The following is a 26,965-nucleotide window of genomic DNA, read 5'->3' on the forward strand; positions in this document are numbered from 1 at the left end:
AGGTCTTTGTTGTGATCGAAAAGATTTGGTTTAACAATCACCCGTTAAAATACCTTCTTTGGCCGCTATTGTGGCCATTGAGTCTGCTGTTCAAAATGATCAGTGGGCAGCGACGTGATGCTTATCTATCTGGAAAAAGAGAGACCTATCGACCACCTTTACCTGTAATTGTTGTTGGTAACATTACCGCTGGTGGCAACGGTAAAACGCCGGTTGTGATTTGGCTGGTTGAGATGCTTCAAGCCAACGGTTTTAACCCCGGTGTGGTTTCTCGTGGCTACGGTGCAAAAGCGCCGAGTTACCCTCTGGTTTTGGATGAGAACACGCCCGCTGAACACTCGGGTGATGAACCGCGTCTAATTAGAAAGCGAACGGGTGCGCCGGTAGCGGTTGACCCAGTAAGAGCGAACGCGGTAAAGGCTTTATTGAATCAAGGCGTGAATGTCATTATTACTGATGATGGTTTGCAGCATTATGCGCTTGAGCGTGATATTGAGTTTTCAGTTATCGACGGTGTAAGGCGTTTTGGTAACGAGAGTCTGATTCCATTAGGCCCGTTGCGAGAGCCAGTATCACGTTTGGCTGACGTAGATTTCTTGATTAACAATGGCGGGAAGGTACAAGGGCGAGAGTTCTCAATGTCTTTGGCTCCGAGTGAAGCCGTTAATCTAAAGACTAGTCAGAAAAAGCCAGTTTCAGAATTACCAAAGCTGGTGGCTTTTGCTGGAATAGGACACCCGCCACGCTTTTTCAAAACATTAGACGATCTTGATGGTGATGTGGTTTACACACAAGGCTTCGCCGATCATCAGGATTTTGATAAAGATGAACTTCATGCCTTAGCAAAGAAAGGTATGAATATGATTATGACAGAAAAAGACGCTGTAAAATGCGAAGAATATGCCCAAGACAACTGGTGGTATCTTCCAGTTTCTGCGCAGTTCGAAGAAGAAGCGCAACAGCAAATTTTAAAAAGAATAAAAGAGGTTATGGAATACTATGGATCACCGTCTGCTTGAGATCGTTGCTTGCCCTGTATGTAAAGGTAAACTAACTTTTGACAAGGATAAGCAAGAGCTTGTTTGTAAAATCGATCGCCTAGCTTACCCAATAAAAGAGGGTATTCCTGTTCTTCTTGAATCTGAAGCTCGCACTCTTTCAATGGACGAGGGCAAGTAATGTCTTACACGGTAGTTATACCAGCAAGATACCAATCGAGTCGTTTACCAGGTAAGCCTCTGGCTGACATTGGTGGCAAGCCGATGATTCAATGGGTATACGAACAGTCAATGAAAGCGGGAGCTGATAACGTTATTATCGCTACCGATGATGCTCGCGTTGAAAAGGCTGCGAAAGCATTTGGTGCGACTGTGTGTATGACGTCACCGAATCACGAGTCTGGTACTGAACGCCTAGCTGAAGTGATTGAAGTGATGAACATCCCTGACGACCACATTATTGTGAACGTACAAGGAGATGAGCCACTTATTCCACGTGCAATTATTAATCAGGTGGCGAATAACCTAGCAAACAGCACAGCGCCGATGGCTACACTTGGTGTAGAAATCTCTCACGTTGATGAGGTGTTTAACCCTAATGCTGTAAAAGTAGTAACGGATAAAGATGGTTATGCGCTGTACTTTAGCCGTGCGACGATTCCTTGGGATCGTGACGCTTACGCTAATAACGGTACTGCTGCAGAATCTCCGTTGCTTCGTCATATTGGTATTTACGCTTACCGAGCGGGTTTCATCAATACCTACATCAACTGGGAACCAAGTACCCTAGAGCGCATTGAGTGCCTAGAGCAACTTCGCGTACTTTGGTACGGTGAGAAGATTCACGTAGATGTTGCCGTTGAAGCGCCCGCTGCGGGGGTTGATACTCCAGAAGACTTGGAAGCGGTACGCGCCATCATCGGTTAGATTTGCTTGAAGCAACGAATATACTTAGCCTCGCTCGTGCGAGGCTTTTTTATGCCAATTTACAGCCGGTAGAAAGTCTTATTAGCATCAGGTGATTGATATTAGGCCTGTTGCATTATCGAATGCATCATCATCTTGGAATTATCTGAGATTTACCTCGCTCGACTTCTAATTTTTCTCTATAATATGCCGCCTATAAAGTAGTGGCGACTCGCTAGTACAGAATAAAACTTACGACTAAACGTGGAGTAAAAAATGCCTTCTCAAAGCCCAGTGATTACGGTTGATGGACCAAGTGGTGCAGGCAAAGGTACCCTGTGTATGTTACTAGCAGATAAGCTAGGCTTTCATCTTCTAGATTCAGGTGCGATCTATCGCGTACTGGCTTTAGCAGCAATTCATCACGGTGTAGATACTGAATCGGAAGACGCTTTAGTTCCTCTTGCAACTCACTTAGACGTTCAGTTTATTGCTGAAGGCGACCTAGTTAAGGTTATCCTAGAAGGTGAAGATGTGTCGGGTGAACTTCGTAAAGAAGAGACTGGCATGGCGGCTTCAAAAGTTGCTGCATTACCTCGTGTACGTGAAGCACTACTTCGTCGTCAGCGTGCATTCAGCGCAGCGCCAGGTTTGGTAGCTGATGGTCGCGATATGGGAACCGTTGTCTTCCCTGAAGCAGAAGCAAAAATATTTTTAGATGCAAGTGCAGAAGAGCGTGCGACTCGCCGCCTTAAACAGTTGCAACAGAAGGGGTTAGATGTTAAATTTGACGACCTTTTGAGCGAGATCCAAGAGCGAGACGACCGAGATCGTAATCGCCCAGTGGCGCCACTTCGCCCTGCAGAGGATGCTCTAGTGCTTGATTCCACCTCAATGAATATTGAGCAGGTAGTAGAAAAAGCACTACACTATATTGAATCGAAACTAGCCGGGTAATTCTGCCCGGCTGGCAAGAACGTTGGTCGCAAGGATGATGACCGGCGAATTTATCAACCCCATGCGGTAGGATACCCATGGACGTTTAATTATTGAAGATTAAATAATGACTGAATCTTTTGCTCAACTCTTTGAAGAGTTTCTAAACGAAACAGAATTCCAACAAGGCAGCATCGTTAAAGGTACTGTAGTAGCTATCGAGAACGGTTTCGTTCTTGTTGACGCTGGTCTTAAGTCTGAATCTGCTATCCCTGCTGAACAGTTCAAGAACGCTGCTGGCGAACTTGAAGTTGAAGTTGGCGCTGAAGTAGACGTAGCTCTAGACGCTGTTGAAGATGGTTTCGGTGAGACTCAACTTTCTCGTGAGAAAGCTAAGCGTCACGAAGCTTGGATCGTTCTTGAGAAAGCTTGCGAAGAAGCTGAAACTGTTGTTGGTATCATCAACGGTAAAGTTAAAGGCGGTTTCACTGTTGAACTAAACGGTATCCGTGCTTTCCTTCCAGGCTCTCTAGTAGACGTACGTCCTATCCGTGACACTGCTCACCTAGAAAACAAAGAGCTAGAGTTCAAAGTAATCAAGCTAGACCAGAAGCGTAACAACGTTGTTGTTTCTCGTCGTGCTGTTATCGAATCTGAAAACAGTGTTGAGCGTGACGAACTTCTTGAAACTCTACAAGAAGGTACTGAAGTTAAAGGTATCGTTAAGAACCTTACTGACTACGGTGCATTCGTTGACCTTGGCGGTGTTGACGGTCTTCTACATATCACAGATATGGCTTGGAAGCGCGTTAAGCACCCATCAGAGATCGTTAACGTTGGTGACGAAATCCTAGTTAAAGTTCTTAAGTTCGACCGTGAGCGCACTCGTGTTTCACTAGGTCTTAAGCAACTAGGCGAAGATCCATGGGTAGCAATCGCTAAGCGTTACCCAGAAGGTCACAAGCTTTCTGGTCGTGTTACTAACCTAACTGACTACGGCTGCTTCGTTGAAATCGAAGAAGGCGTTGAAGGTCTAGTACACGTTTCGGAAATGGATTGGACTAACAAGAACATCCACCCTTCTAAAGTTGTTAATGTTGGCGACGAAGTTGAGGTTATGGTTCTTGATATCGACGAAGAACGTCGTCGTATCTCTCTAGGTCTGAAACAGTGTAAAGCTAACCCATGGCAGTCATTTGCAGAAATGCAAGCTAAGGGCGACAAAGTTACTGGTAAGATCAAGTCTATCACTGACTTTGGTATCTTCATCGGTCTAGAAGGCGGTATCGACGGTCTAGTACACCTATCTGACATTTCTTGGAATGTTGCTGGCGAAGACGCTGTACGTGAGTACAAGAAAGGCGACGAAATCTCAGCAGTTGTTCTAGCAGTAGATGCAGAGCGTGAGCGTATTTCTCTTGGCGTTAAGCAAATGGAAAACGACCCGTTCAACGCATACGTTGCTGACAACAAGAAAGGTGTTCTTGTAAACGGTACTGTTACTGCAGTTGACGCGAAAGGCGCTACTATCGAGCTAATCGAAGGCGTTGAAGGTTACATCCGCGCTTCTGAAGTATCTCGCGATCGTATCGAAGATGCATCTCTAATCCTAAGCGTTGGTGACAGCGTTGAAGCTAAGTTCACAGGTGTAGACCGTAAGAACCGCGTAATCAACCTATCTATTAAAGCTAAAGATGAAGCTGATGAGCAAGAAGCAATGGCTTCACTGAACAAGTCTGAAGAAGGCGCGTTCGGTAACGCAATGGCAGACGCATTCAAAGCTGCTAAAGGCGAATAATTTAACTTTTCGCTAAGAAAGGAGCCGTAAGGCTCCTTTTTTTTTGCTTATTTTTCCGATAGGTCTATAATTTCTAAAAAGAAAACCAACGAGGGTAACTATGACTAAGTCTGAATTGATTGAAAGACTGTGCGCTGAGCAAACGCATCTTTCTGCAAAAGAAATTGAAGACGCTGTAAAAGATATTTTAGAGCATATGGCTTCAACACTAGAAAGTGGTGATCGAATCGAAATTCGCGGTTTTGGCAGCTTTTCTCTGCATTATCGTGAGCCTCGTGTTGGACGTAACCCAAAGACTGGTGACAAGGTAGAGTTAGAAGGTAAATACGTTCCTCACTTCAAACCAGGCAAAGAGCTACGTGAACGAGTAAACACAGGAATGTAGTCTACTTATCGGAATTATGAAAAGCGGCATACTATAATGTATGCCGCTTTTTTATGACCATAATATGGTGGTCTGATTAGTAATTTTCCTGCATAATCGTACAGCTAACCAACCAATGAGTGATGAACTATGAAAATTATAAAAATAGTCGCCGTTATCGCACTTTTCCTAATTGCACTGGCTTTAGGCTCTCAAAACCAAACTATCGTGACTTTTAATTACCTGCTAGCACAAGGTGATTTCCACCTTTCCAGACTATTAGGTATTGTCTTCATTTCAGGCTTTGCTCTTGCTTGGTTAGTCTTTGGTAACATGCACATGCGATCTCAGCTGAAAATTCATCGCTTGAAGAAGCAACTCAATAAGCAATCAAAGCAGGTCGCTGCTGATACTAAAGCTTAAAGGCTATATTTGATGTTAGAGTTACTGTTCTTACTTTTGCCGATTGCAGCCGCTTATGGTTGGTATATGGGCAATCGTAATGCTCAGCAAGAAAAACAAAAGCAATCACACCAGATCTCCCGTCAATACGTGACGGGTTTGAACCTATTACTGTCAGACCAATCTGACAAAGCGGTTGATCACTTCATAGAGCTGCTTCAAGTAGACAATGAAACCATCGATACTCACTTGGCCTTGGGCAATCTGTTCCGTTCAAGAGGCGAAGTCGACCGTGCTATTCGCATTCACCAAAACCTCATCTCCCGTTCAGGGCTTACTCTCGACCAGAAAAACCTCGCACTGCAACAATTAGCTAAAGACTATATGGTCTCTGGCTTTCTTGATCGTGCTGAAAAAATCTTTGAACAACTAGTTGATGAACCTGACCACAAAGAGGGTGCTCTGCAGCAGTTAGTTGCGATTTATCAGCAAACTCGAGAGTGGAACAAAGCAATACATTACGGAAATATCCTAGTAAAGCTGGGTAAGAAGAAAATGAAGATGCGTGCTACGGTTGCGCATTTTTGGTGTGAACTTGCAATGCAAGAACAAGCCGATGGTCATCGCTCTAAAGCACTAGCGTATTTTAAGAAGGCGTTATCTGAAGACCCTAAGTGCGTGCGTGCGAGCATCGCTTTGGGTAAATTCCACTTAGCGAATGAAGATTACCAAAAGACGATTGATTGTCTTGAGGCTGTTCTTGAGCAAGATATTGATTTTATCAGTGAGGTGTTACCGACCCTTTCTGAGTGCTACCACAAACTTGGGCATGAAGCTCAGTTGGTTGAATTCCTTAAAGCTTGTATCCAGAAGAAAGCTGGCGTGTCGGCCGAATTGATGCTGGCGCAGTTAGTCGCTCATCATGAAGATATTGGTTCTGCTCAAGAGTTACTGACTAAGCAACTCGTGAAAAACCCAACCATGAAAGGTTTCTATCGATTGATCGATTACCACCTAGCAGAAGCAGAAGAAGGTCGAGCAAAAGAAAGCTTAACCACGCTTCAATCTATGGTTGGTGAACAGCTTAAGGTTAAGCCTCATTACCGTTGTCGTCAGTGTGGGTTCTCAACACACTCAATGTATTGGCACTGCCCTTCATGTAAAGGGTGGGGGACGATCAAGCCTATTCGTGGGCTAGATGGTGAATAGATTTGTGGTCATTTTAGACCAAATTATTAATTGCAGCTTTCGGGCTGCATTTTTATGACTGTTATATACCACCTACATAGGTGGGAAAATATTTTTAAGAAAGTTAACTGCGTTAGGAGATGAAATGAACGACCAAAAAATCATTGTAGCTTTGGATTATGACAACCAAGCGGATGCGTTAGCCTTTGTTGACCGTATTGATCCAGCATCTTGCCGCCTAAAAGTGGGTAAAGAGATGTTTACCCTGTTTGGTCCTGAATTTGTTCGTGAATTGCATAAACGTGGTTTCTCAGTATTCTTGGATCTTAAATTCCACGATATCCCGAACACATGTTCAAAAGCAGTACGTGCAGCCGCTGAGCTAGGTGTATGGATGGTGAACGTGCACGCAAGTGGTGGCGAACGCATGATGACGGCTTCACGTGAAATCTTGGAACCTTATGGTAAAGATCGCCCATTACTGATTGGTGTAACAGTACTGACGAGCATGGAGCAATCGGACTTAGCTGGTATCGGTTTAGATCTTGAACCACAGCAGCAAGTCATGCGTTTGGCTTCTTTAACTAAAAACTCAGGTCTTGACGGTGTCGTGTGTTCAGCACAAGAGGCCTCTTTATTGAAAGGTGCTCTTGGCCAGGAGTTCAAGCTGGTGACTCCAGGCATTCGCCCTGTAGGTGCCGATGTTGGTGACCAGAAGCGCATCATGACGCCTTCTAAAGCGATTGAATCAGGTTCTGACTACCTAGTTATTGGTCGTCCAATTACTCAGGCTGTAGACCCTGCAGCTGTGCTTGCTGAAATCAACGGCACTCTAGCTTAACTTTCTCTTATAGCTAGCGTGGAACAAATAAAAAGGCCAGCAATTAGCTGGCCCTCTTTGTTTGGATTGGAGCGTACTTTCTTAGCGGATTATACTGGTGCGCCACTATGGAATTTAAAGTCGCTATCGTCTGAGGTGATCAGGTCTGCTTCCACATGAGCGAAATGAACAATACGCTCTGAGATATCTTTGCCAGCGATTTGCTCTGCCAACTCAAGGTAATCTTGGTAGTGACGAGCCTCTGAACGAAGTAGAGATACGTAAAACTTCTCCATGTCTTCTTCTAAGAAAGGCGCTAATTTGGCAAAACGCTCACAAGAGCGTGCTTCAATAAAGGCACCAATAATCAGTTTATCGACTAGGGCATCTGGTTCGTATGTCTTTACTTGTTTGATTAGCCCTTTAGCGTAACGACCCGCTTCAATCGGCTGGTAAGTGACGCCTTTCTTCTCCATCAGTTCCATTACTTGGTAGAAGTGGTGCAGTTCTTCTTTAATCAACATCACCATTTTATCGATAAGGTCGGCGCCGTAATTACAGCCTTCTTTTGCTGTGATTTGCTTTGAAACGTTGCTCTTGCCACGAAGTGACTCTAAATTACCAATGCGACGGTAGGCAAATTGCTCGTATGGCAAGATCCATTCATTCAGTTGTTTAGCACTTTCTTTATCTACCGCGTATTTACGGATAAGGAACAAAGCGCTCTGCGCTGCTTTAAGTTCACACAGCATGTGATCGCGCAAAATGATGTGAAGGTTTTCAGGCTTTTTGGCTTCATCGATCCATGAATCTGGCGTTTCAGCTTTTAGAAAAGAGTGGATTGGTGCGAGTAGTTCTTGATACATGGTCGGAGCAGGTTTGTTGATAATGCGGGAGTTTATCACAGCTAATAGGATCTCCCTATATCGAGAAAGGAAATTCGTCAGCGATAAAAAAGGCCACCTTAGATATCTAATGGTGGCCTTCTCAATCGTTCGGATTAAGCTGCAGTTACCACTTCTTCTTCTGACCGAATAGCGCGTCCATATCGTCTTCGCGCTCTTTGGATTCCATCTGCTGTAAATCGTGTGCGTTTTTGTCTTGGCGTTTTTGGTCAAGGTCATTCAGCATCTGCTGAAGTTTTTCTTTTGCTCTCATTGAGTATGCGTCATTCTTGGTTGCTAATGCATCAATACCTTTACGAAGCAGTTGAATAGCGGTACCTGGTTGACCGCGTGAAATTGAATCATTAGCACGTTTGATCACGTTCTCAATGTTGATTCGAATCTGAATAGTCTCTAAACGTGCGTTTTCTACCACGTAAGCTTGGGTTTCAAAACGGCCTTTGTTGTGCTCGTTACGAACCGTATCGCGCAGGCGCTTAACCAGTTTGAGCATCATGATTGCTTGTTTATCACTGCTTGGAACTCTAAAGGCCGTGCTTTCGCCACCTTGGTAGTTCTCTTTAAGCTGGGTGATTTGCTGTTTTACGCTTTCAATACGCTGGACAAGTTGCTTATTTTTGGGGTCGAGCTGATACATGTTTTCTAATGCATCGAGAATTCGATTATTTAAGCACACAAGAAGATCTTGGCTAAACGGCATGTGGTGCGCGTTGCCAATAAGCTCTTCGGTTCCATCAATAATGGTCAAATAACGAGAAGCTTCCTGTTTCTTCGCTGTTTCTACCTTAACTTTGTACTGAAGCATGATGTTGTAACCTAATACCAACACCAAAAGAATCGCGACTAAGGCAATAATTAAACCAGGGTTATTCATATATTTATGTCTGCTTATGTTTTCTTGAGCTAACTAGAGAGGATACACGATTCCATGATGTATCGGCACTCGTAAAATGCAATTTCTGATTATCTCTTGTTGAGCGTAATCAGCAATCAAAACTATCAACTAATTTATGGGAATGAGGGCTAGCTAGCAAAGCCATCGTGTCATTTCTATTTGTTAATCGAGAAAAACTCAATTTTTCTGTCTTTTTAGTGCTTGAAGCGTTATAACTAATAATTATATTACACGAGACTAGAATGCTCTCTTTGCAAATAAGTTAGCACAGAAATGAGTAAAGGATTACGAGGTTAGATATGAAGTTACAGCAACTGAAGTACATTGTTGAGGTTGTAAACCATAACCTAAATGTTTCTGCGACAGCGGAGAGTTTATACACTTCTCAGCCAGGCATCAGTAAACAAGTTAGATTACTGGAAGATGAGTTGGGTATCCAGATCTTTGAGCGAAGCGGCAAGCATTTGACTCAGGTTACTCAAGCTGGTGAGGATATCATTCGTATCTCTCAAGAGATTCTAGCTCGCGTTGAAAGTATTAAAGCCGTAGCTGGTGAGCATACTCATCCAGAGGTGGGCACATTGAACATTTCGACGACTCATACTCAAGCACGTTATGCTCTGCCTGATGTTATTAAAGGTTTCACAGCACGCTACCCTAAAGTGTCGCTTCATATGCACCAAGGTACGCCAAGCCAAATGTCTGAGGCGGTAGCCAAAGGAACAGCAAACTTCGCGATCGCGACAGAAGCACTTCACCTTTACCAAGACGCGATCATGCTACCCTGTTACCACTGGAACCGTTCTATCGTGGTTACAAAAGATCACCCGCTAGCTCAAAAGCAGAACATCACTATTGAGGATCTGGCGGCGTACGCTCTGGTAACATACGTCTTCGGCTTTACAGGTCGTTCTGAGCTGGATACCGCATTTAACAAAGTGGGTCTAACACCACGCGTGGTATTTACTGCAACGGATGCTGATGTAATCAAAACTTACGTTCGTATGGGCATTGGTGTTGGTGTGATTGCGAGCATGGCGATTGACCATGAACAAGATACCGATTTGGTTGCGATTGATGCGAGCCATCTATTTGGTGCGAGCACAACCAGCATTGGCTTTAGAAAAGGTACGTTCCTGCGTTCTTACATGTTTGATTTCATGGAACGTTTTGCACCTCATTTGACTCGCCCAGTGGTAGAGCAAGCTATCTCTTTGAAATCGAATGAAGAGATTGAAGAGATGTTTAAAGATATCGAGCTGCCAGTTCGTTAATTCTATCTTGAAAACAAGATTTTTAATCGGCCTGTAGTGACAGGCCGTTTTTCTTTTTGGCATTTACCGTTCACCTTTCGTTCTCTTTACCTCGAACCTTTTCATTTAAGCCGGTTACCCCTACAATCCACGCACCATAGGGGGAAGCATGCATTCACGATTTAAAATACTCGACTTATTTTTGCTTGAGCACCAAGTTTATTGGCGTTCCGAACCTTTTCACCTAAGCCAAACACAACAGCAACCATGGCAAGAAGTTAACCCGCCACTTGTTGACTGGTTAAATGTCTTAACGATCGAAAATATTCAGACGCTGAAAGAGCAGCCTGATCTGTTGATTACTGAGCTCGGTCGTTTTCTGCCACAGCTTGCGCAGGCTCACCAAAGCACTCAATTTACTAATACAGCTCTCAAAGGCTTGCAGCTTCCTAGAGGGACTGAAGACGGTATCCCTGGAAGAAAGTTGCAGCAAATCGTATCTATGGGTGAAGCAGCGCTTGAACATCATCACGGAAAAGAGTGGTTGGAGTGGTGTTCTGGTAAAGGGTTCTTAGGGCGAATTTTGTCTCAGCAATCGAGCCAAAAGGTGACCAGCTTTGAATGGCAACAATCACTGTGTGAGAGTGGCCAAAAAATTGCGGATGCACAACATCTAGAGATGACCTTTGTACAAGGTGACGCGTTTTCTGAAAGGGCAGATGAGGTATTTAATCCAAATCAACATGCTGTCGCGCTGCATGCCTGTGGTGATCTTCATGTCGAGTTAGTTAAAAAGTCCGTGTCGCATGGGCTTCCTGCTGTGACTATATCCCCTTGTTGTTATCACCTTATTCGTGACGAAAACTACCAACCGATGTCATCAGTGGCAAAGACCTCGGATTTAACATTGAGCAAGAGCGATTTACGAATCCCACTGCAAGAGACTGTGACCGGTGGTGAGAGGGTTAAGCGTCATCGTCAATTAGAGATGAGTTATCGCCTAGCCTTCAGCCAGTTACTCAAGGCTGAAATGGGAATTGATGAATACATTCCTGTGCCGAGTATCAAAAAATCAGAGCTAGCTAAAGGGTTTGAGTCGTTCTGCCGTTGGGCTTGTGAAGTGAAGGAGTTGTCGCTTGGTTCTAATGTCGATTTTGACTCTTATCTAGTGCAAGGCGAAGAACTTTTCTGGGAGATGGAAAAGTTAAGTCTGGTTCAGCAGGTTTTCAGGCGCCCATTAGAGATATGGCTAGCATTAGACAGAGCGATTTATTTAAAAGAACAAGGCTATGAAGCAACCATAGAAGAGTTTTGTGAACGTAGCATCACCCCCAGAAACCTGTTGATTCATGGTGTTAAGAGCGACCGATAAACGGTGCGGCTACTAGAAAGTGTGCTTCTCACAGTTTTCGAATATGAGTGTTACAGAGACAAAAAAGCCAGTTCGACATAATCGGACTGGCTTTTTCATGTGTATGATTCAACTGAGCGCCTCAACGAGAAAATTTGACGCTCAGTGAGTCATGACATTATTAGTTGAACATCGCGATAGCTTCAGCTGGATCTACGTATTCTAGGTCAAAGCTCTCTGCAACTTCTTTACAAGTCACTTTACCGTGAATCACGTTAAGACCTTCTAGGAAGCCTTTGTCTGATAGAAGTGCTTCGCGGTAACCTTTGTTCGCTAGCTTAACAATGTAAGGAAGTGTTGCATTGTTTAGTGCGTAAGTAGAAGTGCGAGCAACAGCACCAGGCATGTTTGCAACACAGTAGTGAACCACGTCATCAACGATGTAAGTTGGTTCTGCGTGAGTTGTCGCGTGAGAAGTTTCGAAACAACCACCTTGGTCGATTGCAACGTCAACAACTGCTGAACCTGGTTTCATCTTAGCGATGTGCTCTTTTGTAACTAGTTTAGGCGCTGCTGCACCAGGGATCAGTACTGCACCAATCACTAGGTCTGCTTCTAGAACATGCTTCTCGATAGCGTCTTCAGTAGAATAAACCACTTTTGCGCGACCTTGGAACTCTTCGTCAAGGCGACGAAGTGTGTCTACGTTACGGTCAAGAATCGTTACGTCAGCGCGAAGGCCAACAGCCATACGTGCTGCGTTAGCACCTACAACACCGCCGCCAACAACAACAACTTTCGCAGGTTCAACACCTGGAACGCCGCCTAGAAGAAGACCACAACCACCGTTAGATTTCTCTAAAGTTTGTGCACCTGCTTGAATAGACATGCGACCAGCTACTTCAGACATTGGTGCTAATAGTGGCAAGCGACCCATATTATCTGTTACAGTCTCATAGGCTACGCAGACAGCTTTGCTCTTGATAAGCTCTTCAGTTTGTGGAAAATCTGGTGCAAGGTGTAAATAAGTAAATAATATTTGCCCTTCGCGAAGCATAGCTCGCTCGACAGCTTGAGGTTCTTTAACCTTTACAATCATCTCTGCTTTCGCGAAAACGTCAGCAGCAGTAGGAAGAATGGATGCGCCTACAGCGATGTAATCATCGTCTGAAAAACCGATACCAGTACCGGCATTGGTTTCAACAAAAACTTGGTGGCCGTGTGAGATTAGTTCTCTCACGCTAGCTGGGGTCATACCAACGCGGTATTCGTGGTTTTTGATTTCCTTAGGTACGCCAATGATCATCCTGACTCCTCATTTTATTTTGGTTGTTTTATCTATGTGTAGGGTAATTCTGTCGAATTAATATCTAGTATAGATATGTTCAGATAAAATTTGATACTGAATATTAAAAAGTTGTAGTATATTTTTTTGCAAGGAAGTAATAAGGTGGAATAAAAAATGGCAGACAATTATAAGAAGCCGTCCAAGGAACTAGATCGTATTGACCGCAACATTCTTAATGAGTTGCAAAAAGACGGTCGTATCTCGAACGTTGAACTCTCAAAACGAGTAGGACTTTCTCCGACTCCGTGTCTTGAACGTGTTCGTCGTTTAGAACGTCAAGGTTACATTACTGGGTACACAGCGCTGCTGAACCCACAGTACCTTGATGCTTCACTTTTGGTGTTTGTTGAAATTACTTTGAACCGTGGTGCGCCAGATGTGTTCGAACAATTCAACACCGCTGTGCAGAAACTGGATGACATCCAAGAGTGTCATTTAGTGTCGGGTGACTTTGACTATCTTCTAAAAACACGTGTATCTGATATGGGTGCTTACCGTAAGCTACTGGGTGATACGTTACTTCGTCTACCGGGCGTAAACGACACTCGAACTTACGTGGTAATGGAAGAAGTGAAACAAACCAATCAACTTGTGATTAAAACTCGTTAGTCATAATTGGTGAAATGAAAGAAAGCGGACATTTGTTCCGCTTTCTTGCTTTCTGGAATTGGGTTTTTTGGTTTGATATGGTTAAATCAACAGTAGTTTCATTGAAACGGGCGGCCTGTGCCGCTCGCTATGTTTTTATCCCGTTTAATTATTAAGTTGGTTTATGTTCAAGCAGAGCAGTAATAAAGTAGAAACAATCATTAAAACGAGTGAAGAGCCCCAGTCTTCTCGTCTGAATGGTTCTCAACGCCTTAAAGAGTGCAGCCTGATATTGGGTGTTCTTTTCTCTATTCTACTTGCCGTTGCGTTATTAACCTTTAGCCCAGCCGATCCATCATGGTCGCAAACCGCGTGGGGTGGTGATATTCAAAACGCAGGTGGCTATCTAGGTGCATGGCTAGCAGATACGCTTTTCTTTGTGTTCGGCTCTCTGGCTTATCCACTCCCTATCTTAGTGACTTTTGCAGCTTGGGTCTTATTCCGTAAGCGTAATGAAGACGAACAGATCGACTTTATGTTGTGGGGCTCCCGTTTACTTGGCTTAACGGTGCTTATCCTGACCAGCTGTGGTTTGGCTGACATTAACTTCGATGATATCTGGTACTTCTCATCAGGTGGCGTGGTTGGTGACGTATTAACGAGCCTTGCACTGCCAACGCTGAATATTCTGGGTAGTACGCTTGTGCTTCTTTTCCTCTGGGGTGCAGGCTTTACGCTTTTAACCGGTATCTCTTGGTTAAGAATTGTGGAATTGCTAGGTGAAGGTGCAATTAAGCTCTTTACTTCAGCGGTAAATAAAGCTCGTGGTCAAGACCAAGAATTACTTGAGCCAGAATTGAAAGAGTCGGCAGACCGAGATCCTATGCAAGAGAACCGTCAGCAGCCAATCTACAATGAAGATGTAATCGAGGAATCTGGTACGGCATCGGAAGCTCTCGATCCTGCAATGAGCTTCTTAGCGACTAATGAACCTTCTGGTATTGCGACCAGCATGGCTAATGATGGCGCAGCAGAGAAACGTCATTACAATATTCATATGCCTGCGGAAGCGCTGGCTAAGCAGCAAGCTTCGGTTTCTCAAGAGCCTGTTTCTCGAGTGACTCAACCCGCTGTTGCTCCTCAACCAGAAAAACCAATTGCTGCCGCCCCTGTTTATCAAGCGCCACAAGAGCCATTGGAAGAGGGCGTTGAGCGTTCTAAGCAGCTGAACGCGACGATAGAGCAGTTAGAAAGTGCTGCAATGTATGAAGATGATCTTGCAGAACAAGATCAGACAGATGCCCATGAATCTCAAGCTGCTTATCAACAATATATGCAGCAAGAGCCGGAATCCGTTAGTCCTACTGAGCCTATTGTGGAAGAGAGCGCAGAAACAGCTCTTGATGAGCAACATGTACAACCAGAGATTGAGAACGAAGCTCAAGCGTCTACAGAATTTGACGCTGACGACGTTCAGCCTGAATCTTTGTATGCGTCACCTATGGGTGAACCAGAAGCTGATGCGCAAGATGAATTCTCAGCGCACCGTGCACCATATGATGCGCCTGAAGAGCAAGGTTACGAGCAGCCTTCTGAATTTGAATCTGAAATAGTAGAGAATGATATCGAAGAACAACGTGAATCATTCTCTTATCAGCAAGAGCAAACAGCACAACCTGCCGTTGCGGATGAAGAGCAGGAGATTGATCTTCCTTGGGAAGAAGTAACGGAAGATGAAGACCTAAATCTGGATAAAGACGTTGCGGCCTTCCAGAATATTGTTTCTGAAGCTCAAGCGAATATGGCAGCTGCACAAAACCCATTCTTGGTTCAGCAGGAAGTTAACTTGCCGAAACCGGCAGAGCCACTACCGACACTGGATCTATTGTTTCACCCAGAGAAGCGTGAAACATTTATCGATCGTGATGCACTAGAAGCGATCGCTCGTTTGGTTGAATCCAAGCTAGCTGACTACAAGATTAAAGCGGATGTTGTTGATATCTTCCCTGGTCCAGTAATCACGCGCTTCGAGTTAGATTTGGCTCCAGGTGTCAAAGTAAGCCGTATTTCAGGCCTTTCTATGGACTTGGCTCGTTCATTGTCTGCGTTGGCGGTACGTGTTGTTGAAGTGATTCCGGGTAAACCTTATGTCGGTTTAGAGCTGCCAAACATGAGTCGTCAAACCGTATTCTTCTCAGACGTAGTGAGCAGCGAGAAGTTCCAAGAAGCGAAATCACCAACGACGGTGGTATTAGGACAAGATATTGCAGGTGAAGCTGTGATTGCTGACTTAGCTAAGATGCCACACGTTCTGGTTGCGGGTACCACAGGTTCTGGTAAATCGGTGGGTGTGAACGTAATGATCTTGAGTATGCTGTATAAGGCATCGCCTGAAGACGTGCGATTCATCATGATTGACCCGAAAATGCTTGAGCTATCGGTGTATGAGGGGATTCCTCATCTGTTGTCTGAAGTGGTTACCGACATGAAAGATGCGTCGAATGCACTTCGTTGGTGTGTTGGTGAAATGGAACGTCGTTACAAACTGATGTCAGCACTTGGTGTTCGTAACATTAAAGGCTATAACGACAAGCTTAAGATGGCTGCAGATGCCGGTCACCCAATTCACGATCCATTGTGGAAACCGGGTGATAGCATGGACCCAGAAGCGCCATTGCTCGAGAAGCTGCCATATATTGTGGTTATCGTCGATGAATTTGCCGACTTAATCATGGTAGTGGGTAAGAAAGTAGAAGAACTGATTGCCCGCTTGGCACAAAAAGCTCGTGCGGCAGGTGTTCACTTGATTCTTGCAACTCAGCGCCCATCGGTTGATGTTATTACCGGTCTGATTAAAGCTAACATTCCAACGCGTGTTGCCTTTACCGTATCAACTAAGACTGACTCTCGAACGATTCTTGACCAAGGTGGTGCAGAATCGCTGCTTGGTATGGGTGATATGCTTTACTTACCGCCAGGTTCTAGCCATACAATCCGAGTTCATGGTGCGTTTGCGTCAGATGATGATGTACACGCAGTGGTAAATAACTGGAAGGCACGTGGTAAACCAAACTACATTGATGAAATTACCAATGGTGAGCAAACGCCCGAAACCTTGCTTCCGGGTGAGAAGATGGAAGGTGATGAACAGGTTGACCCTCTGTTTGATCAAGTAGTCGAGCACGTTGTTCATTCTCGTCGCGGTTCAGTTTCCGGTGTACAACGTCGATTCAAGATCGGTTACAACCGAGCGGCACGAATTGTTGAGCAGCTTGAGGCGCAAGGCATTGTAAGTGCTCCGGGTCATAACGGTAACCGAGAAGTCTTGGCTCCAGCGCCGCCGAAAGAGTAATCACTTAATTGTGTAGATAGGAACTCAACCCTTAATAATCGGTCGTAGTTTTATGACCGATTTACCTTGTAATAGGACTATTAATGAAAAAAGTATTCGCACTTTTATTTATGAGCTTCTCAGTGTTTGCTTCTCCCAAAGAAGAGTTGAGCAGCCGCTTGGCATTGAACGCAGGGTTTAGTGCTGATTTTAAACAAGTGGTCACAAGCCCTGACGGTGATGTTGTAATGGAAGGTGAAGGCACGGTTGAAATTGCACGTCCAAGCTTATTCCGTTGGGAAACCACTTTCCCGGATGAAAACCTATTGGTCTCTGATGGGCAGAGTTTGTGGTATTACAGCCCGTTCATTGAGCAAGTCAGCATTTACTGGCAAGAGCAAGCGACATCGCAAACGCCTTTTGTACTACTGACTCGTAACCAAGAAAGCGATTGGGATAACTACAATGTGGCGCAATCGGGTAACCAATTTACGTTAACACCAACGGCAGTTGACTCTAATCAGGGTGACTTCCAGATTAATATCAATGAAAAAGGCATTGTTCAAGGCTTTAATGTGATTGAACAAGACGGTCAAAAAGGTGAGTTTACCTTCAGCAATGTGAACCTGGGGAAACCAGCAGCAGACCGCTTTACTTTTGTAGCACCGGAAGGTGTCGAGGTCGACGACCAAAGAAATTGATCGAAACAAGCCGATCGTTTGGTAGTACGTCGATAGGGTTGAGGGATATTGTTTCCATCAGCTCGATGCCATCAAATAATCAAGAGATTGCAATTGAGTAATTACAGCTTAGATTTTGCAGGGGACGAAGATTTTCGTCCCCTTGCTGCTCGTATGAGACCAGAAACTGTAGAGCAGTACATCGGTCAGCAGCACATATTAGGTCCAGGAAAACCCCTGCGTAGAGCCCTTGAAGCGGGCCATATACACTCGATGATTTTGTGGGGGCCTCCTGGCACCGGTAAAACCACGCTCGCAGAAGTAGCCGCCAATTATGCTAATGCAGAAGTGGAGCGTGTGTCTGCTGTGACATCTGGCGTGAAAGACATTCGCATCGCTATCGAAAAAGCGCGTGAAAACAAGCAAGCAGGGCGAAGAACCATCTTGTTTGTGGATGAGGTCCATCGTTTTAATAAAAGCCAGCAAGATGCTTTTCTGCCTCATATTGAGGAAGGTACGGTTACCTTCATTGGTGCGACGACCGAAAATCCTTCCTTCGAGTTAAACAATGCTCTGTTATCTCGTGCGCGAGTGTACAAGCTGACTTCTCTCAATACCGATGATATTGCGACGGTAATACGCCAAGCGGTTGAAGATAAGCAGCGTGGCCTTGGTGACGTTCCTGCTCACTTTGCTGACAATGTTTTGGATCGCTTAGCTGAGTTAGTGAACGGTGACGCGCGTATGTCGCTCAACTACCTTGAGCTGCTGTATGACATGGCTGAAGACAACGACAAAGGTGAGAAGTCGGTTACCATACAGTTGCTTGCGGAAGTAGCAGGTGAGAAAGTGGCTCGCTTTGATAACAAGGGTGATATTTGGTATGACCTAATATCCGCTGTTCATAAATCGATTCGTGGTTCAAAACCTGATGCGGCGCTGTACTGGTCGGCTCGAATGATTGCGGCAGGCTGTGATCCGCTTTATATCGTTAGGCGCTTATTGGCAATAGCTTCTGAAGATATTGGTAACGCTGACCCTCGTGCCATGCAGGTTGCGATGTCTGCTTGGGATTGCTTTACACGTATTGGTCCTGCTGAGGGAGAACGCGCGATTGCACAGGCGGTTGTTTATTTAGCTTGTGCACCAAAGAGTAATGCGGTTTATACAGCATGGAAGCAAGCGTTATCCGATGCTCATAACCTCCCTGAGTACGAAGTGCCTCATCATTTGCGAAATGCACCAACGACCTTGATGAAGGACATGGGCTACGGGCAAGAATACCGTTATGCTCATGATGAACCAGGAGCCTACGCTGCGGGTGAAAAGTACTTGCCTTCTGAAATGGGAGAGAAGCAATACTATTTCCCAACAAAACGAGGCTTAGAGACCAAAATTGGCGAGAAGCTAGATTATCTGGCGGATTTGGACGCAAAAAGCCCACAAAAACGCTATGAAAAGTAGTCTTTTTTGGATATCGTTACCTAGTCATAAAATTTAAATTAAATCGTTACAAATTGGTTGAAATAGCACCAGTTTTAGGGGTTTAGCAGTGATTCAGTAGCAAATTACTGAATATTCAAATAACTAAAGCATAGGATTAGCAATGCTGGATTCTAAATTACTTCGAGCTGAGCTGGATGAAACAGCGGCAAAATTAGCACGTCGAGGCTTCGCCCTTGATGTAGAGACAATTCGTGAACTTGAAGAAAAACGTAAGTCCCTTCAGATGAAAACTGAAGAGCTACAAGCGTTACGTAACTCTCGATCGAAGTCCATTGGTCAAGCGAAAGCAAAAGGCGACCATGAAGAAGCTGAGCGTATCCTTGCTGAAGTAGGCAACTTAGGCGCAGAACTAGACCAAGCTAAAGCAGCATTGGCTGAGCTTCAATCTGATCTAGAAACGATCACTATGTCTATTCCAAACCTGCCAGACGAGTCTGTGCCAGAAGGTAAAGACGAAGATGATAACGTTGAAGTTTCTCGTTGGGGTCAACCTAAGACTTACGACTTCGAAGTAAAAGATCATGTTGATCTTGGCGAAATGTCTGGCGGTCTTGATTTTGCTAGCGCAGTAAAAATCTCTGGTTCTCGTTTCATCGTGATGAAAGGCAAATTTGCACGTCTACACCGTGCGATTGCTCAGTTCATGTTGGACCTTCACACTGATGAGCACGGCTACACAGAAATGTACGTACCGTACCTAGTGAACCACGATAGCCTATACGGCACGGGTCAACTTCCTAAGTTTGGCGAAGACTTGTTCCACACAAGCCCGCTAACTGAGCAAGTAAGTGATGTTCCTCTTAAGACGCTATCACTTATCCCTACTGCGGAAGTACCGGTAACAAACATGGTTCGCGATACCATTACAGACGAAGCTGAACTGCCACTTAAGATGACAGCTCACACTCCATGTTTCCGTTCTGAAGCGGGTTCTTACGGTCGTGACACTCGTGGTCTTATCCGTATGCACCAATTCGACAAAGTTGAACTAGTACAAATCACTAAGCCAGAAGACTCAATGGCAGCTCTTGAAGAGCTAACAGGTCACGCTGAGAAAGTACTTCAACTTCTAGAGCTTCCTTACCGTAAAGTGGTTCTATGTACTGGTGACATGGGCTTCGGCGCTGCGAAAACTTACGATTTAGAAGTATGGGTTCCAGCACAAGAGACTTACCGTGAAATCTCTTCTTGTTCAAACATGTGGGATTTCCAAGCTCGTCGTATGCAAGCTCGTTTCCGTCGTAAAGGCGAGAAGAAACCTGAACTTGTGCACACACTAAACGGTTCTGGTCTTGCTGTTGGTCGTACTATGGTTGCGATTCTTGAGAACAACCAAGAAGCAGATGGCCGTATTGCTATCCCAGCAGTACTTCAGCCATACATGGGCGGCGTAACGCACATCGGCTAATCGTTTTACGATTTAATGAGCTCATAAAATATTGAAAACCCAGCCTATTGGCTGGGTTTTTTATTACCTTAATCATTGGTTGATGCATTCCTTAACTACTTTTATTTAATTACTATTACCAATTTGTAATAGTAATTTGTTATTTGTGGTTATTATTACCCAATTGATATCCGGCTATAATGTGCTCTTACCGCGGTAGGTAAAGATTTTCTCGTTTATGTATAGAGGAGGGCTTATGGCCGTAGGATGGGCTGGAGACGACAGTGTCAGCCAGCAAATACAAAATACCATCGATGATGAGATCTCTCGTGTAAGAGGAAACCTTCGAGGTGGTGAGAGTTTGCGTTATTGTGATGAGTGTGGCGACGAGATACCAGAAAAAAGACGACTCGCGTTAAAAGGCGTTCGTTTGTGTATCGAATGTCAGTTATTATTAGAGCACGACGCACATCGACATTCATTGTTTAACCGTCGAGCAAGTAAAGATAGTCAATTACGTTAAACTGACGGATATCTTCAAAATAGATAAGGCCTTACTTTTATGTAAGGCCTTTTAGTTTTATTAAATTATTTATTACTGAAGATATACGGAAATAATCACCACTCTTGTTCAGAACAATAAACTCATTATTTAATAGCTATTTAAAGCAATGAGTATTTTGTAATGCAGTGTCGATAGCAGCGACCAATTTTTCGATATGTTGTGGTTCGCTAATAAACGGAGGCATCATATAAATTAACCTTCCGAATGGACGAATCCAAACACCTTGCTCGACAAAATGAGCCTGTATAGTTTCCATTTCGACTGGCGAGTGGGTCTCTACGACGCCAATAGCGCCTAACCAACGAACGTCTTTAACCAGTTCATGTTTGAGCAACGGTGGCAGTAGCTCTGAGAAGAGCTGTTCAATTTGTAGAGTTTGATTTTGCCAGTGGCCTTGCTCTATTAGGGATAAACTCGCGGCCCCAACGGCACAAGCTAATGGGTTACCCATAAAAGTTGGGCCGTGCATGAAGCAACCTGCTTCACCTCCACATACGGTGTCTGCGACTTCTTTGCTTGCTAGTGTTGCGGAAAGCGTCATGTAACCACCAGTCAGTGCTTTGCCGACACACAAAATATCCGGTTGAGTATCTGCATACTCGCAGGCAAACAATTTACCTGTGCGGCCAAAGCCGGTCGCAATCTCATCCAAAATTAACAGCACGTTAAATTCGTCACAAAGCAAGCGAACTTGTTTTAAGAACTCAGGGTGATAAATACGCATACCGCCAGCGCCTTGAACAATCGGCTCTAAGATCACGGCGGCGACTTCTTGATGATGTGCGGATAGCTTTTCACGAAAACTATCAATGTCACTTGGGTTCCAGTCATCCCAAAAGCCAGTCTTCGGTGAGTCAGCGAAAATATGCTCAGGTAAAAAACCCTTATAGAGACTGTGCATTGAGTTATCGGGATCTGTCACTGACATCGCAGCGAACGTGTCACCATGATAACCATCTCTCAGCGTTAAGAATTTAGAGCGAGGTTGTCCTTTCGCATGCCAAAACTGAAGTGCCATTTTTAGGCTCACTTCTACAGCAACTGAGCCCGAATCAGCCAAAAATACGTGTTCTAGATTGTCTGGTGCTAGCTTAAGAAGCTTCTTACATAAATCGATAGCGGGCTGGTGGGTGATGCCACCAAACATCACGTGTGAAACCTTTTCGATCTGGCTGTGCGCTGCTTCGTTTAAGACCGGATGATTGTATCCGTGGATCGTTGACCACCAAGAGGACATGCCATCAATAATTCGATTTCCGTCTTCTAGTTCTAGGTAAACGCCGTCTGCATTGGTAACAGGATAGCAGGTCAGAGGTGTTAAAGTTGATGTGTAGGGATGCCAGATATGCTGGCGATCAAAGGCGAGATCCATAACGATTTCCGTTCCTGTTGCGGTTAAAAAGCAACCATATGTAAACTTTTGTTATTATCAATGTGTTGACAGTCTAAAGCTTGTCGGTAGACTAGCCAAGCATAAATGCAATCTCTATTGATGGAGATGCGACATCAAATAATAAAAAAGGATCGACACGTGGAAGTTCGTCATGACTGGACAGTCGCTGAAGTAAAGGCACTGCTTGAAAAACCATTTATGGATTTAATGTTTGAAGCACAACTGGTTCACAGACAGTACCAAGAGCACAACCACGTGCAGGTGAGTACGCTGTTATCGATCAAAACAGGTGCTTGTCCTGAAGATTGTAAATACTGTCCGCAAAGTGCTCACTATCGAACTGATGTCGATAAAGAGCGCCTGATGGAAGTTGAGCGTGTGTTGGATGCCGCACAGAAAGCTAAGAATGCGGGCTCAACACGTTTTTGTATGGGCGCAGCATGGAAGAACCCGAAAGCGCGCGATATGCCACACCTTACCGATATGATTAAAGGTGTAAAAGGTATGGGACTAGAAACCTGTATGACACTAGGCATGCTAACGCCCGAGCAAGCAGGTGAATTAGCCGATGCAGGGTTGGATTACTACAACCACAACCTTGATACCTCTCCAGAGTTTTATGGCAGCATTATTACCACTCGTACCTATCAAGATCGTCTAGACACGCTATCTCACGTTCGTGATGCCGGTATGAAGATCTGTTCAGGCGGTATTATTGGTATGGGTGAAAGCACTAATGACCGTGCAGGTCTTCTGGTAGAGCTAGCTAACCTTCCGGTACACCCAGAGAGTGTGCCAATCAATATGCTTGTTAAAGTGAAAGGCACACCGATGGAAAACGTCGATGATGTTGAGTCTTTCGACTTTATTAAATTGATCGCGATTGCTCGTATCATGATGCCTAAGTCTGCGGTTCGTTTATCTGCAGGTCGCGAGAACATGAACGAACAGATGCAAGCGATGTGTTTCATGGCAGGTGCAAACTCTATCTTCTACGGCTGTAAGCTATTGACTACGCCAAACCCAGATGAAGATACAGATATGCAGCTGTTCAAGAAGCTGGGTATCAACAGCCAAGAAGTGGCTCAAAAGCCTGATGAAATTCAAGAAAACGAACTGTTAGATCAAGTGGTGGAGCGCGTTGCAGCTCGCCCTACGAAAGATGACATGTTCTACGATGCCACGGTTTAAATCTCGCATCAAAGAAGCCCTTGTTTATCGCCGTGAGCAAGGGTTAACACGTCAACTCAAGGTGCTTGAAAACAGTAATGGTCCATTGCTTAGTAGTGAAGGTTCACACTTCATAAACTTTTCGAGTAATGACTACTTGGGACTGGCGAACGATCCTGAGTTGGTCGAAGCATGGCAAAACGGGTTGTATCAGTATGGTGCTGGCAGTGCAGCGTCGCCATTAGTCACCGGGTTTAGCTCAGCTCATCGAAACCTAGAAGCTCAGCTGTGTGAGTGGCTTGGCTTCGAGCGTGCCATTCTTTTCAATTCTGGATTCAGCGCCAATCAAGCCTTGTTGTTTTCTCTGCTCGAGAAAGATGACGTCTTGCTACAAGACAAGCTTAATCACGCCTCTTTGATAGAAGCGGGTGTGCTTTCTCCGGCCTCAATGAAACGCTTTAAGCACAACAATGTGCAGCATCTTGAGTCGTTACTAAGCCGTTCTCCACAATCGTTAATCGTGACGGAGGGCGTTTTCAGCATGGATGGTGACCAAGCACCTCTCGAAGATATCACTAGCCTTACCAATGAATATGACAGTTGGTTGGCGGTTGATGACGCTCATGGCATCGGTGTGTTAGGCGACAGAGGGGCAGGTAGCTGCAATGCTGTGCAAATCACACCTGATATTTTGGTGGTGACCTTCGGTAAAGCATTTGGTCTTTCCGGTGCTGCGATTCTATGTTCAGCCGAGGTGGGTGATTACTTAACCCAGTTTGCACGGCATCATGTCTATTCGACGGCAATGCCACCCTCACAGGCTTTCGCTTTGTCCCATGCGTGTCAGATGATTCAAACCCAAGAGTGGCGCAGAGAAAAACTGATTGAGCTAGGTGGTATATATGCGGAGCAGATGAGAGGTATACATGGCTTTGTAGATACCAAGACTCCTATTAAGCCATTTGTGATAGGGGAAACGCAGGCGGCATTATCGATAGCAGAAGAGTTAAAGCGCAATCAGATATGGGTAACGGCGATAAGACCGCCGACCGTTCAGGCTGGGACGGCTCGTTTGCGAATTACATTAACCGCCAATCACACTCAAAAGCAGGTTAACCAATTAAGCCGTTCGTTGCTTCAAGCTATCGAATTGAGCTGTGCATTAAAGGAAGAGGTTTAGCAAATGTCACAGGAAGCAGTAGTGCATGAATACCTAGGCCAAGATAAAAGTGCGATTGCCGAAGCGTTTGGTAAAGCGGCAACTACCTATGACAAACATGCTGAGTTTCAGCGTGATGTGGGCCACCGCTTACTGGATAAGCTACCAAGCGATCTTTCTGGTCTTAAGGTCCTCGACCTCGGTTGCGGAACGGGTTATTTCTCAGAACAGCTTTTGAGTCGCGGTGCCGAAGTGGTTTGTGTCGATCTTTCTCTTGGAATGCTAGAGAAGGCAAAGCAGCGCTGTGGTTCTGCCGTCTCTTTATATCAACAAGCTGATGCCGAACAATTGCCGTTTGCAAATGGATGCTTCGATATTGTTTTCTCGAGCTTAGCGTTGCAATGGTGTGACGATTTATCGTCGCCTTTAAAGGAAATGAAGCGTGTTGCTGCGGCTAATGGACAAGTCATCTTCTCAACTTTGCTTGATGGATCACTGTTTGAGCTAGAAAAGTCATGGTCCAAAATTGACTCACATCAACATGTTAACCATTTTATTACAATCAATCAGGTAAAAATTGCGTTAGCGCAATCTAGCTGTACGGCTCATCAACTAGACTTGCCCACCATCACCTTTTGGTACGACACTGCGTTTGAACTGATGCGAGACCTTAAAGGCATTGGTGCTAATCACGTAATTGGTCGCTCACAAGGTTTGACAAGTCGTCACATGTTGCAGCTTGTTGAACGGGAATATCGAGAGTTTAAAAACCATCAAGGTTTCTTACCAGCAACATATCAAGTTTGTTTAGGGGTTATTCAATTATGATTGATGCAGTATTCATTGCAGGTACGGATACCGAAGTGGGAAAAACTGTGGTTTCAAAAGCGATTCTTCAAGCTTTGGCCGCACAAGATTTATCAACAATTGGTTATAAACCAGTTGCTGCAGGGTGTGAAAAGTACCCTGAAGGGTTACGTAATAGCGACGCGCTACATCTTCAAGAAGCAGCGACACAAGAGATCGCTTATGAAGACGTTAACCCGTACGCATTACTACTACCTTCATCTCCTCACATTGCGGCTAAGCATGACGGTGTGGTGATTGAAGAAGAAGTGCTATCGGCTAAGCTAGCTGAACATAAACAGAACTCTGACATCGTTTTAGTCGAGGGCGCAGGTGGATGGCGAGTACCCGTTTCAGATGATGAGTATCTGTCTAGCTGGGTTAAAAAAGAACAGCTTCCAGTGGTTCTGACGGTAGGTATTAAGCTAGGCTGCTTGAGCCACGCTCTATTAACTGCAGAAGCGATTCGTGCTGACGGCTTAAACCTAGTAGGTTGGGTGGCTAACCGAATTAATCCAGGCACGGAACATTACGCGGATATTATTGCGATGCTTGAAGATAAGCTAGGTGCGCCAAAGCTAGGTGAGATCCCTTACGTACCAAAAGCTAAGTCTAAGAACATTGGTAAGTACATCGATGTTCAGCCATTGCTTGCACTTTAATTGGTGAGTAGAGCATAAAATAAGATAAGGGCTGCGATTGCAGCCCTTTTGCTATTTAAGCCTTTATAGAGTCAAGCGAGGGATTAGTGCTCTTTTGTCAGACCCATTAGTGCTTGCTGTGTCTCTGTGATGTTTTTTTGAGCTGCTTCTGGCGTAAGAATACCGATCTGTTTTTTCGCTTCTTCTTCAGTAATCCCTAGGTGACAGCACAGTAAATCGATAGCCATTTGAGTGTTAGTACCTTCAACCATGATCCTTTCCTTTTGTTACATGAACTAGCCAATACAATTAATTGATTGACACTCTAAACGGATCGCCAGAGGTAGACCATACGACTTAGGTCTAATGGACGAGTGCGAATTGCGCTACTCCCGTAATCAAATGTTTCAATTTAATGCTTAACCTTGTTTTCTTAATCTAAGACTATATGTATAAGTAAGTATAAGTAAGTATAAGTCGTCAAGGTTGGAATCAATTGCTGTCTGCCTTGTTTATAACAATAAGTTTGATAAAA

Annotated in this window: 26 protein-coding genes; 21 read left to right on the plus strand and 5 right to left on the minus strand. The window is 44.6% G+C overall.

What is annotated here, in order from left to right:
- Window positions 1-11: 11 nt before the first annotated feature.
- The 9 genes from lpxK to pyrF all read left to right on the plus strand — a co-directional run bounded on the left by lpxK (window position 12) and on the right by pyrF (window position 7,433).
- Window positions 12-1,019 carry a tetraacyldisaccharide 4'-kinase gene (gene lpxK, locus A3712_RS03605; RefSeq protein WP_063522324.1) on the plus strand — a complete coding sequence of 336 codons (1,008 nt, stop codon included), beginning with the start codon at window positions 12-14 and terminating at the stop codon, window positions 1,017-1,019.
- A complete protein-coding gene (locus tag A3712_RS03610) occupies window positions 1,000-1,179 on the plus strand; it encodes a Trm112 family protein (RefSeq protein WP_063522325.1) in 180 nt (59 codons plus the stop codon). The genes lpxK and A3712_RS03610 overlap by 20 nt, the downstream gene beginning before the upstream one ends.
- The gene (gene kdsB, locus A3712_RS03615; protein ID WP_063522326.1) at window positions 1,179-1,925 is read left to right on the plus strand and encodes a 3-deoxy-manno-octulosonate cytidylyltransferase; all 747 of its coding nucleotides are present in this window, start codon (window positions 1,179-1,181) and stop codon (window positions 1,923-1,925) included. The genes A3712_RS03610 and kdsB overlap by 1 nt, the downstream gene beginning before the upstream one ends.
- Window positions 1,926-2,180: 255 nt before the next feature.
- Window positions 2,181-2,861: a (d)CMP kinase gene (gene cmk, locus A3712_RS03620; protein ID WP_004741977.1), complete on the plus strand. Its 681-nt coding sequence runs from the start codon at window positions 2,181-2,183 to the stop codon at window positions 2,859-2,861.
- Window positions 2,862-2,967: 106 nt separating this feature from the next.
- Window positions 2,968-4,638: a 30S ribosomal protein S1 gene (gene rpsA, locus A3712_RS03625; protein WP_061031784.1), complete on the plus strand. Its 1,671-nt coding sequence runs from the start codon at window positions 2,968-2,970 to the stop codon at window positions 4,636-4,638.
- 100 nt (window positions 4,639-4,738) lie between these two features.
- Window positions 4,739-5,023, plus strand: a complete 285-nt coding sequence (gene ihfB, locus A3712_RS03630; RefSeq protein ID WP_004741980.1) for an integration host factor subunit beta — start codon at window positions 4,739-4,741, stop codon at window positions 5,021-5,023.
- Window positions 5,024-5,152: 129 nt separating this feature from the next.
- Complete coding sequence (locus A3712_RS03635) at window positions 5,153-5,425, plus strand: LapA family protein (protein ID WP_063522327.1); 273 nt, start codon at window positions 5,153-5,155, stop codon at window positions 5,423-5,425.
- A 12-nt stretch (window positions 5,426-5,437) separates the two neighbouring features.
- Window positions 5,438-6,613: a lipopolysaccharide assembly protein LapB gene (gene lapB / locus A3712_RS03640; protein ID WP_063522328.1), complete on the plus strand. Its 1,176-nt coding sequence runs from the start codon at window positions 5,438-5,440 to the stop codon at window positions 6,611-6,613.
- Between the two features lie 124 nt (window positions 6,614-6,737).
- On the plus strand, window positions 6,738-7,433 hold the full coding sequence (gene pyrF / locus A3712_RS03645; protein WP_061031782.1) for an orotidine-5'-phosphate decarboxylase: 696 nt from the start codon (window positions 6,738-6,740) through the stop codon (window positions 7,431-7,433).
- An 89-nt stretch (window positions 7,434-7,522) separates the two neighbouring features.
- Here the strand turns inward: pyrF and miaE are convergent, their stop codons facing one another.
- Complete coding sequence (gene miaE / locus A3712_RS03650; RefSeq protein WP_269451407.1) at window positions 7,523-8,317, minus strand: tRNA isopentenyl-2-thiomethyl-A-37 hydroxylase MiaE; 795 nt, start codon at window positions 8,315-8,317, stop codon at window positions 7,523-7,525.
- A 106-nt stretch (window positions 8,318-8,423) separates the two neighbouring features.
- Complete coding sequence (locus A3712_RS03655; RefSeq protein WP_063522329.1) at window positions 8,424-9,191, minus strand: hypothetical protein; 768 nt, start codon at window positions 9,189-9,191, stop codon at window positions 8,424-8,426.
- 320 nt (window positions 9,192-9,511) lie between these two features.
- On the opposite strand from A3712_RS03655, the gene cysB reads away from it, so the two are divergent.
- On the plus strand, window positions 9,512-10,486 hold the full coding sequence (gene cysB, locus A3712_RS03660) for an HTH-type transcriptional regulator CysB (protein ID WP_063522330.1): 975 nt from the start codon (window positions 9,512-9,514) through the stop codon (window positions 10,484-10,486).
- Window positions 10,487-10,634: 148 nt separating this feature from the next.
- Window positions 10,635-11,837, plus strand: coding sequence for a methyltransferase (locus tag A3712_RS03665; RefSeq protein WP_063522331.1), 1,203 nt, complete (start codon window positions 10,635-10,637; stop codon window positions 11,835-11,837).
- 160 nt (window positions 11,838-11,997) lie between these two features.
- On the opposite strand, the gene ald is transcribed toward A3712_RS03665, so the two are convergent.
- The gene (gene ald / locus A3712_RS03670) at window positions 11,998-13,122 is read right to left on the minus strand and encodes an alanine dehydrogenase (RefSeq protein WP_063522332.1); all 1,125 of its coding nucleotides are present in this window, start codon (window positions 13,120-13,122) and stop codon (window positions 11,998-12,000) included.
- A gap of 156 nt (window positions 13,123-13,278) precedes the next feature.
- On the opposite strand from ald, the gene lrp reads away from it, so the two are divergent.
- From lrp to A3712_RS03700, 6 genes are all read left to right on the plus strand, one after another.
- Window positions 13,279-13,773: a leucine-responsive transcriptional regulator Lrp gene (gene lrp, locus A3712_RS03675; RefSeq protein ID WP_004734558.1), complete on the plus strand. Its 495-nt coding sequence runs from the start codon at window positions 13,279-13,281 to the stop codon at window positions 13,771-13,773.
- Between the two features lie 163 nt (window positions 13,774-13,936).
- Window positions 13,937-17,104, plus strand: a complete 3,168-nt coding sequence (locus tag A3712_RS03680; RefSeq protein ID WP_063522333.1) for a DNA translocase FtsK 4TM domain-containing protein — start codon at window positions 13,937-13,939, stop codon at window positions 17,102-17,104.
- An 83-nt stretch (window positions 17,105-17,187) separates the two neighbouring features.
- On the plus strand, window positions 17,188-17,784 hold the full coding sequence (gene lolA / locus A3712_RS03685; protein ID WP_004741992.1) for an outer membrane lipoprotein chaperone LolA: 597 nt from the start codon (window positions 17,188-17,190) through the stop codon (window positions 17,782-17,784).
- Window positions 17,785-17,877: 93 nt separating this feature from the next.
- On the plus strand, window positions 17,878-19,227 hold the full coding sequence (locus tag A3712_RS03690; RefSeq protein WP_063522334.1) for a replication-associated recombination protein A: 1,350 nt from the start codon (window positions 17,878-17,880) through the stop codon (window positions 19,225-19,227).
- A 142-nt stretch (window positions 19,228-19,369) separates the two neighbouring features.
- Window positions 19,370-20,677, plus strand: a complete 1,308-nt coding sequence (gene serS / locus A3712_RS03695; RefSeq protein ID WP_004741995.1) for a serine--tRNA ligase — start codon at window positions 19,370-19,372, stop codon at window positions 20,675-20,677.
- Between the two features lie 235 nt (window positions 20,678-20,912).
- Window positions 20,913-21,179: a DksA/TraR family C4-type zinc finger protein gene (locus tag A3712_RS03700; protein WP_063522335.1), complete on the plus strand. Its 267-nt coding sequence runs from the start codon at window positions 20,913-20,915 to the stop codon at window positions 21,177-21,179.
- A 136-nt stretch (window positions 21,180-21,315) separates the two neighbouring features.
- Here the strand turns inward: A3712_RS03700 and bioA are convergent, their stop codons facing one another.
- Window positions 21,316-22,593 carry an adenosylmethionine--8-amino-7-oxononanoate transaminase gene (gene bioA / locus A3712_RS03705; RefSeq protein ID WP_063522336.1) on the minus strand — a complete coding sequence of 426 codons (1,278 nt, stop codon included), beginning with the start codon at window positions 22,591-22,593 and terminating at the stop codon, window positions 21,316-21,318.
- Between the two features lie 159 nt (window positions 22,594-22,752).
- On the opposite strand from bioA, the gene bioB reads away from it, so the two are divergent.
- From bioB to bioD, 4 genes are read left to right on the plus strand one after another with little or no spacing between them, the layout of a single operon-like run.
- Window positions 22,753-23,805: a biotin synthase BioB gene (gene bioB / locus A3712_RS03710; protein ID WP_063522337.1), complete on the plus strand. Its 1,053-nt coding sequence runs from the start codon at window positions 22,753-22,755 to the stop codon at window positions 23,803-23,805.
- The gene (gene bioF, locus A3712_RS03715; protein ID WP_063522338.1) at window positions 23,792-24,964 is read left to right on the plus strand and encodes an 8-amino-7-oxononanoate synthase; all 1,173 of its coding nucleotides are present in this window, start codon (window positions 23,792-23,794) and stop codon (window positions 24,962-24,964) included. Before bioB ends, bioF begins: the two co-directional genes overlap by 14 nt.
- Window positions 24,965-24,967: 3 nt before the next feature.
- Window positions 24,968-25,771: a malonyl-ACP O-methyltransferase BioC gene (gene bioC / locus A3712_RS03720; RefSeq protein WP_063522339.1), complete on the plus strand. Its 804-nt coding sequence runs from the start codon at window positions 24,968-24,970 to the stop codon at window positions 25,769-25,771.
- The gene (gene bioD / locus A3712_RS03725; RefSeq protein WP_063522340.1) at window positions 25,768-26,451 is read left to right on the plus strand and encodes a dethiobiotin synthase; all 684 of its coding nucleotides are present in this window, start codon (window positions 25,768-25,770) and stop codon (window positions 26,449-26,451) included. The genes bioC and bioD overlap by 4 nt, the downstream gene beginning before the upstream one ends.
- A gap of 83 nt (window positions 26,452-26,534) precedes the next feature.
- Here the strand turns inward: bioD and A3712_RS27665 are convergent, their stop codons facing one another.
- Window positions 26,535-26,702 carry a hypothetical protein gene (locus A3712_RS27665; protein ID WP_164880325.1) on the minus strand — a complete coding sequence of 56 codons (168 nt, stop codon included), beginning with the start codon at window positions 26,700-26,702 and terminating at the stop codon, window positions 26,535-26,537.
- Between the last annotated feature and the right edge of the window lie 263 nt (window positions 26,703-26,965).

Source organism: Vibrio sp. HI00D65 (genome assembly GCF_001635455.1).
Lineage (GTDB): Bacteria > Pseudomonadota > Gammaproteobacteria > Enterobacterales > Vibrionaceae > Vibrio.

Excerpts from the sequence above, each read along its gene's own strand:
- A3712_RS03610 (WP_063522325.1), top strand. The coding sequence starts at position 1,000 with ATGGATCACCGTCTGCTTGAGATCGTTGCTTGCCCTGTATGTAAAGGT.
- kdsB (WP_063522326.1), top strand. The coding sequence starts at position 1,179 with ATGTCTTACACGGTAGTTATACCAGCAAGATACCAATCGAGTCGTTTA.
- cmk (WP_004741977.1), top strand. The coding sequence starts at position 2,181 with ATGCCTTCTCAAAGCCCAGTGATTACGGTTGATGGACCAAGTGGTGCA.
- rpsA (WP_061031784.1), top strand. The coding sequence starts at position 2,968 with ATGACTGAATCTTTTGCTCAACTCTTTGAAGAGTTTCTAAACGAAACA.
- ihfB (WP_004741980.1), top strand. The coding sequence starts at position 4,739 with ATGACTAAGTCTGAATTGATTGAAAGACTGTGCGCTGAGCAAACGCAT.
- A3712_RS03635 (WP_063522327.1), top strand. The coding sequence starts at position 5,153 with ATGAAAATTATAAAAATAGTCGCCGTTATCGCACTTTTCCTAATTGCA.
- lapB (WP_063522328.1), top strand. The coding sequence starts at position 5,438 with ATGTTAGAGTTACTGTTCTTACTTTTGCCGATTGCAGCCGCTTATGGT.
- pyrF (WP_061031782.1), top strand. The coding sequence starts at position 6,738 with ATGAACGACCAAAAAATCATTGTAGCTTTGGATTATGACAACCAAGCG.
- A3712_RS03655 (WP_063522329.1), bottom strand. The coding sequence starts at position 9,191 with ATGAATAACCCTGGTTTAATTATTGCCTTAGTCGCGATTCTTTTGGTG.
- cysB (WP_063522330.1), top strand. The coding sequence starts at position 9,512 with ATGAAGTTACAGCAACTGAAGTACATTGTTGAGGTTGTAAACCATAAC.
- A3712_RS03665 (WP_063522331.1), top strand. The coding sequence starts at position 10,635 with ATGCATTCACGATTTAAAATACTCGACTTATTTTTGCTTGAGCACCAA.
- ald (WP_063522332.1), bottom strand. The coding sequence starts at position 13,122 with ATGATCATTGGCGTACCTAAGGAAATCAAAAACCACGAATACCGCGTT.
- lrp (WP_004734558.1), top strand. The coding sequence starts at position 13,279 with ATGGCAGACAATTATAAGAAGCCGTCCAAGGAACTAGATCGTATTGAC.
- A3712_RS03680 (WP_063522333.1), top strand. The coding sequence starts at position 13,937 with ATGTTCAAGCAGAGCAGTAATAAAGTAGAAACAATCATTAAAACGAGT.
- lolA (WP_004741992.1), top strand. The coding sequence starts at position 17,188 with ATGAAAAAAGTATTCGCACTTTTATTTATGAGCTTCTCAGTGTTTGCT.
- serS (WP_004741995.1), top strand. The coding sequence starts at position 19,370 with ATGCTGGATTCTAAATTACTTCGAGCTGAGCTGGATGAAACAGCGGCA.
- A3712_RS03700 (WP_063522335.1), top strand. The coding sequence starts at position 20,913 with ATGGCCGTAGGATGGGCTGGAGACGACAGTGTCAGCCAGCAAATACAA.
- bioA (WP_063522336.1), bottom strand. The coding sequence starts at position 22,593 with ATGGATCTCGCCTTTGATCGCCAGCATATCTGGCATCCCTACACATCA.
- bioF (WP_063522338.1), top strand. The coding sequence starts at position 23,792 with ATGCCACGGTTTAAATCTCGCATCAAAGAAGCCCTTGTTTATCGCCGT.
- bioC (WP_063522339.1), top strand. The coding sequence starts at position 24,968 with ATGTCACAGGAAGCAGTAGTGCATGAATACCTAGGCCAAGATAAAAGT.
- bioD (WP_063522340.1), top strand. The coding sequence starts at position 25,768 with ATGATTGATGCAGTATTCATTGCAGGTACGGATACCGAAGTGGGAAAA.
- A3712_RS27665 (WP_164880325.1), bottom strand. The coding sequence starts at position 26,702 with ATGGTTGAAGGTACTAACACTCAAATGGCTATCGATTTACTGTGCTGT.